The 5,085-nt window shown below is 71.5% G+C and carries 6 protein-coding genes; 2 read left to right on the top strand and 4 right to left on the bottom strand.

What is annotated here, in order from left to right:
• The first annotated feature begins 247 nt into the window (after positions 1 to 247).
• The gene (locus tag EIO58_RS12285) at positions 248 to 634 is read left to right on the top strand and encodes a PadR family transcriptional regulator (protein ID WP_240658798.1); all 387 of its coding nucleotides are present in this window, start codon (positions 248 to 250) and stop codon (positions 632 to 634) included.
• A 1-nt stretch (position 635) separates the two neighbouring features.
• Positions 636 to 2,018: a permease prefix domain 1-containing protein gene (locus EIO58_RS12280; protein WP_127819784.1), complete on the top strand. Its 1,383-nt coding sequence runs from the start codon at positions 636 to 638 to the stop codon at positions 2,016 to 2,018.
• A 57-nt stretch (positions 2,019 to 2,075) separates the two neighbouring features.
• On the opposite strand, the gene EIO58_RS12275 is transcribed toward EIO58_RS12280, so the two are convergent.
• The 4 genes from EIO58_RS12275 to EIO58_RS12260 form a co-directional block, all read right to left on the bottom strand.
• Positions 2,076 to 2,720, bottom strand: a complete 645-nt coding sequence (locus EIO58_RS12275; RefSeq protein ID WP_127819783.1) for a dihydrofolate reductase family protein — start codon at positions 2,718 to 2,720, stop codon at positions 2,076 to 2,078.
• A gap of 189 nt (positions 2,721 to 2,909) precedes the next feature.
• Complete coding sequence (locus tag EIO58_RS12270) at positions 2,910 to 3,905, bottom strand: glycosyltransferase (protein ID WP_164861670.1); 996 nt, start codon at positions 3,903 to 3,905, stop codon at positions 2,910 to 2,912.
• A 67-nt stretch (positions 3,906 to 3,972) separates the two neighbouring features.
• Positions 3,973 to 4,317: a sugar ABC transporter ATPase gene (locus tag EIO58_RS12265; RefSeq protein ID WP_127819782.1), complete on the bottom strand. Its 345-nt coding sequence runs from the start codon at positions 4,315 to 4,317 to the stop codon at positions 3,973 to 3,975.
• A 15-nt stretch (positions 4,318 to 4,332) separates the two neighbouring features.
• Complete coding sequence (locus tag EIO58_RS12260; RefSeq protein ID WP_240658797.1) at positions 4,333 to 4,821, bottom strand: DUF6098 family protein; 489 nt, start codon at positions 4,819 to 4,821, stop codon at positions 4,333 to 4,335.
• Between the last annotated feature and the right edge of the window lie 264 nt (positions 4,822 to 5,085).

The raw sequence follows: 5,085 nt of genomic DNA, 5'->3' as shown, positions 1-5,085 counted from the left end.
CGCTGTACGCGCCGCTCGCCGCCGCGCTCCTCGTGTTCGGCGCCGGTGTCGCGGCCGCGATCGCCTCGCGCCGCTGAGCCCGGCCAGACCCCACGCCCGCGAGTCGGCGAGCAGGGAGGTCGCCGGCCCGCGGCACCATTGTGGGGCCTTTCGGGCCGTCGGCGCGTCCCCCGATGTCGACGAAGCGGTCACCCGTGGTACCTTGTAGTTCTATGTACCTTGCAGCTCTAGGTATAAGGGGAGCGTCATGAAGATCGGCAAAGACCTCGTCGCCGCCGCGGCGACACCCATGGTGCTCGGCATCCTCGCCGACGGCGAGTCGTACGGCTACGCGATCCTGCAGCGCGTCAGCGAGCTGTCGGAGGGCGAGCTGGAATGGAGCGACGGGATGCTGTATCCCCTGCTTCACCGCCTCGAGAGGCTCGGGCACGTCGAGGCGACGTGGGGCGTCTCGCCCAGCGGGCGCCCGCGCAAGCACTACCGCCTGAGCAGCGCCGGCCGCGCGGCGTTCGCCGAGCAGCGCCGCCAATGGAACGTCGTCAGCAAGGCGCTGCAGCAGGTGTGGACCGACCGCGACGGCGGAAACGCGTTCGCGCTCAATCGCGGGATCGCCGTGGGATTCGGAGGGGCCTGACATGACCGAGGATCTCGCACCGCGCATCGAGGAGCAGATCACCGCGTGGCGCACCTACGTGTCGCGCCGCGACGCCATCGACGTGCGCGACGTCGACGAGCTCGAAGACCACCTGCGCGGCCACCTCGATCGGCTCGAAGCGTCGGGACTCTCCCCCGACGAGGCGTTCCTCATCGCCGTCAAGCGCATCGGCAAGCTCGACGACCTCTCGCGTGAGTTCGCGCGGGAGCACTCCGACCGGCTCTGGAAGCAGCTCATGTTCGCCGAGCCTGCGGCCGAGCCGCGTGGACGGTCGGTGTGGCTCGCGCTCGGGCTCGCGGTCGGGGCAGGCTTGGCGATCAAGGTGCCGGCGCTCTTCGGCATCGGCTTCGACGACAGCGGCGACTTCTACGCGCGCTTCGGAGCGCTCCTCGTGCTGCCGTTCCTCGCCGCGTTCTTCCTCGTGCGCCGGTCGGCGTCGGTGCGCACGATCGCGTTGGTCGCGGCGCCGTTCGTGCTGGGCGCGGTGGTGATGGCGGTCTATCCGTTCGCGCCGGACGGGGCGACGCTGCTGCTCGCGGCCCTTCACCTGGTCGTCGTGCTGTGGCTGGTGATCGGCATCGCCTACGTCGGCGGCGCCGTGGGGTCCAGCCGCGGCCGCATGGACTTCGTCCGGTTCACCGGCGAGTGGTTCGTGTACTTCGTGCTGATCGCGCTCGGCGGCGGCGTGCTCATCGCCCTCACGATGGGCGTCTTCTCGACCATCGACCTCGATGTCTCGTGGGTCGTCGAGGAGTGGCTTCTGCCGTGCGGCATCGCGGGCGCTGCGGTCATAGCCGGGTGGCTCGTCGAGGCGAAGCAGAGCGTGGTCGAGAACATCGCCCCGGTGCTCACGCGGCTGTTCACGCCGCTGTTCACGCTGCTGCTCCTCGCCTTCATCGTGGCGGGGTCTCTGCAGGGCAACCTCATCGAGTCCGGCGGCGACGTGCCCGAGGTCTTCGGGCAGCGCGACCTGCTGATCCTGTTCGACATCGTGCTGCTCGTCGTGCTCGGGCTGCTGCTGTACGCACTGTCCGCGCGCGACGGGCTGGCACCGCCCTCATGGTTCGACCGTCTGCAGCTGGTGATGGTGCTCGCGGCGCTCGTGGTCGACATCATGGTGCTCGTCGCGATGATCGGCCGCATCGCCGAGTACGGCGCGAGCCCCAACAAGCTCGCCTCGCTCGGACTCAACGTCATCCTGTTCGCGAATCTCGCCGGGGCCGCGTGGCTGCAGCTGCGGTTCGTGATGCGCAAGACGCCGTTCGAGCGGCTCGAGCGCTGGCAGACGGGCTACATCCCGGTCTACCTCGCGTGGGCGGCGATCGTGGTGGTCGTCTTCCCGCCGGCGTTCCAGTACGTCTGACCCGGCACGCAGAGACGGCGACGGAGGCCTCGGGCCGAGGCATCCGTCGCCGCTCCATCATCGCGGGTCAGCAGCCTGTTCCTCGGCGGCTCCCGGTGTGCTTCCTCGGGCGATCGCCGCACGTGCCCGCCGTCCCGCAATCGCGCGCGCGGGCCGGTACCGCAGCGCGATCGCCCCCGACCGGAACTCACGGCGATCCACGAGTTCGAGCTGGATGCGCTCGTGCAGGCCCGCGAGCAGCGTCGGCCCGTGTCCGGCAAGGACCGGCTGCACGACGAACTCGTATTCGTCGATCAATCCCAGTTCCGCCAATGCCAGAGGGAGGGTCACGCCACCCATCCAGAGGCCGTTGCCCGGCCGCTGCTTGAGGCGCTCGACCGCCGGTCCCACGTCGCCCGGCAGGAGTTCGGCATTCCAATCGACCCCGCTCAGCGTGCTCGAGACGACGTGCTTCCTCGCGCGGTCGATGGTCTCGGCGAACGGGATCTCCCATTCGCGCATCCAGTCAGGCCACGTCCCCGTGGCCGGCTTCCGCCACGCCGACTCCATCATCTCGTAGGTCACCCTGCCGAACAGCAGGGCATCGGCCCGCTCCATCTCGGCGGTCCAGTAGCGCATGGACTCCTCGTCCGGAGGGAGCCCGGCCTCGTGATGGCAGCAGCCGTCGAGCGTGACGTTGATCGAGTATCGAAGCGGTCTCATCTCGTCGCTCTCCCTTATTGCGCGCCCCCCGCGTTCCGTCGGGACCGTCGTCAGACTACTGGCGGCATCCGACGCGAGGCAGGGGCGACGGCCACCTCGGGTGTCGCAACGCGCGGAATCGGCGAAGGGATGCCGCGTGTTGCGTCCCGCGAACGCCAGCTGCGCGAGCACCCGGAGTGTCCGACCGGGTCAGCGGGCGACGGACGTCCGGCGGGCGCGATCGTGTGGGTGGGTGGCGGCGACCTGCGAGAGGACGTCGTCCCACCGGGCGAGGAACGGGTCGAGGCCGTAGTGCGCGAGCGCATGCTCGCGACCCCGCCGCCCGATCTCGTGCGCCCAGTCCGGGTCGGCGAGGAACGCCCGGACCGCGGCACGCAGGTCGGCGATGTTCGTCGAGATGACGCCGGCCCCGGGGGGAACCGCGCGCACCGCCTCGGTCGTCGCGAGCGCGACGACCGGCATCGCCAGGTGCATCGCCTCGAGCAGCGACAGGCCGAGCGAGGTCCAGCGGAACGGATGCAGGTACACGCGCCGTCGCGCCAGCTCCCGGTGCAAGCGTTCTGGCGGCAGGTCCCCGGCCGGCACCACGGCCCCGGTGCCGTCGAACGCGGCGCGAAGCTCCTCGCCGCCCATGCCGAACACATCGACCGGCGCTTCGAGACCGAACCGGGGCAGCAGGTCGGTCCCCACGACACGCCCCCGGCGGACGGGCTCGTTGACGACCACTCCGACGCGCTCCAGCTCGCCGGAGTAGAGGGGGCCCGGGTCGGGCACCCCGTGCTCCACCACGAACGTGGCGGCGCGGCCGCTGTCCCACACGAGCTGGTTGAAGTGCGTGACGTGGACGATGGGGATGTCGGTGCGCTCGGCCAGCGGGTGGCTCCGCGTCACCGCCTCGGGCTGGGGCGTGTTGTGCTCGAGGAACACCGCGGGCACGTCCCGTCCGGGCACGCGCCCGGTGAGCCGCACGCACTCGTCGAGCTCCTCGAGCCGCTGCAGCACCACGACGTCGATGTGCTCGTCGCGCAGGCGGTCGGCCGGCACCTGCTGCGTGCGCGTCCAGCCCCACGCGGTCAGGCTGGGGTCGGCATCCGTCCCCGCCTCGATCGGCAGCAGGTACTCGTGGTCGCCGCGGACGAACGCATCGGTGTAGCCGCCGTGGATCGGCCAGAGCAGCACCCTCACCGCGGCACCCCCGCGTGCCAGGGCCGCGCGGTGGTCACGTGAACGGGGGCGGTGCCCCTCCGGCGGGTCACAGATCCTCCGGTGCGAGGTCGCCCTGGCCCTCCTCCCCGAGCTCCGCGGTCTCGGGAGACTCGCCCTGCGTCTCGGGCTGGAGCGTCTCGCCCGGCAGGTCGGCGGCGGGAACCTCGTCGTCGGCGGCAGGGATCTGAGCGGGGTCGTCGCCCGTCGCGGTCGCCGCGGCGAGGTCGTCGAGGCTCGCTCCCCCATCGAGCGCTTCCGTGCGCGCCCACTCGGCCTGTGCGGGGTCGCGGTCGGGGTCGGGCTCGATCGAGGTGTCGCGGTCGCGCACCGGCTGGGTTCCCGGCTCCCCGTCGGGAGCGGGTGGCACTTCGGGGGGCAGGTTGTCAGACATCCATGTTCCTCTCTCTCAGTCCTCCGGGCCGTGGCCGGCACGGAAGCGCGTCTCGTAGCGCGACACGGCGTCGTCGAGCAGCACGTCATCGAGTCGCGCGATCGGGATCACCTCGCGCAGCAGCGGCTCGCAGTCGGGACCGCGGCCGACCTCGGTGCCGCACAGCACCCACGCGAACCGATCGGGGTTCTTCTCCTGCAGCTCGCGGTACTGGCAGACCTGGCGGGCGAGCCAGTCCTCGATCGGCCGCGTCCACCAGGGCTCGACGTGCAGCGGATTGACCGACAGCCCCGGCAGGGTCAGCCCGCTCTCGGTGTCGACGCTGGGCTCGCGATCGCCCTCGGGCCCCTCGCTGTACCGCACGTACGCGCGGCGGTAGCGGCGCACCGTCGCGGCGAGTTCCTCGAGAGACCGGAGCGTGTCGGTCAGCGCCCCCGTCACGAACAGCGGCGAGCCCGCGGGCGCATCGCCCGGTTGTGCGGGCTGCCGATCGGCGTCGGTCATCGCGGTCCTCCCTCCGGGACCGCCACATTACGGATGCCTCGGCGGAGGCCGCACAGGGGTTGACGCCCCGGCGGGGCCGGGGTACGGCACGTGCGACGGCAGACCGCGGTCACCGATCAGTCGGTCGCGACCGCCGCGCGTTCGTCGACCGGGGTGATCGTGCCGGGCGCCACCTCGACGTCCTGGGCCGCGGCGAGCGCGCACGGTCGTCGTTTGCGTCGAGATCGATGTCGATCGGGGCCGGCGCGGTCGCGTCGTGCACCT

Origin of the sequence: Microbacterium sp. CPCC 204701 (assembly GCF_004010105.1) — a bacterium.
Lineage (GTDB): Bacteria > Actinomycetota > Actinomycetes > Actinomycetales > Microbacteriaceae > Microbacterium.
Note: the sequence above shows the minus strand (reverse complement) of the source record. Positions and strands in the feature narration are given on the sequence as shown.

Excerpts from the sequence above, each read along its gene's own strand:
- EIO58_RS12285 (WP_240658798.1), top strand. The coding sequence starts at position 248 with ATGAAGATCGGCAAAGACCTCGTCGCCGCCGCGGCGACACCCATGGTG.
- EIO58_RS12280 (WP_127819784.1), top strand. The coding sequence starts at position 636 with ATGACCGAGGATCTCGCACCGCGCATCGAGGAGCAGATCACCGCGTGG.
- EIO58_RS12275 (WP_127819783.1), bottom strand. The coding sequence starts at position 2,720 with ATGAGACCGCTTCGATACTCGATCAACGTCACGCTCGACGGCTGCTGC.
- EIO58_RS12265 (WP_127819782.1), bottom strand. The coding sequence starts at position 4,317 with ATGTCTGACAACCTGCCCCCCGAAGTGCCACCCGCTCCCGACGGGGAG.
- EIO58_RS12260 (WP_240658797.1), bottom strand. The coding sequence starts at position 4,821 with ATGACCGACGCCGATCGGCAGCCCGCACAACCGGGCGATGCGCCCGCG.